Raw genomic sequence first — 503 nt, 5'->3', positions numbered from 1 at the left:
GGATTCCCCTGCGCCGCAATGTCGGAGGGGCAGGATGCTCGAGTTCTATTTTTCGTATCGTGGGGTGCTCAAGCGCCTGCGTAGCGGTGCGCTCGGTGGCGAGATGGATCGCATCGCGAAGCATTTTTTCACGCTTGGTTATAAGCCAGCATCCGCCAAGATTTACCTGAGCCGGATTGCGCGCTTTAGCCAGTTTGCCGCGACGCGCTGTGGTCCGATGCCTATCCCTCAAGATGTCATCGACAGCTATTTGTGCACGTTTACTACTGATACTCCGCGCATCGGCGCAGTATCGGCTCTGGGACACGCACGCCGACTGGCTCCGGAGCGGTTCATTGGTTCTGTTCCAAGTGTAGAGGATGATCCGGATGCTCCGCTTCTGGCCTCCTTTTCGGACTATCTGAGCAGGGTGCGGGGACTTGAGCCGAAGACCCGCGAAGGCGTTCTTTTGGGCGGCCGCCGCTTTCTGGATTGGCTCCGCCATCATCATCCCGACCAAGAGC

The 503-nt window shown here is 58.4% G+C and carries 1 pseudogene; it reads left to right on the top strand.

Features of this window, described 5'->3' with window-relative positions:
* Positions 1–34 precede the first annotated feature (34 nt).
* Positions 35–503 (top strand): annotated as a pseudogene (locus tag NKI52_RS32705) (integrase); the annotation flags it as partial.

This window comes from Mesorhizobium sp. M0590 (assembly GCF_040320905.1).
Classification (GTDB): Bacteria; Pseudomonadota; Alphaproteobacteria; order Rhizobiales; family Rhizobiaceae; genus Mesorhizobium.
This window is presented reverse-complemented; position numbering and strand designations above follow the sequence as displayed.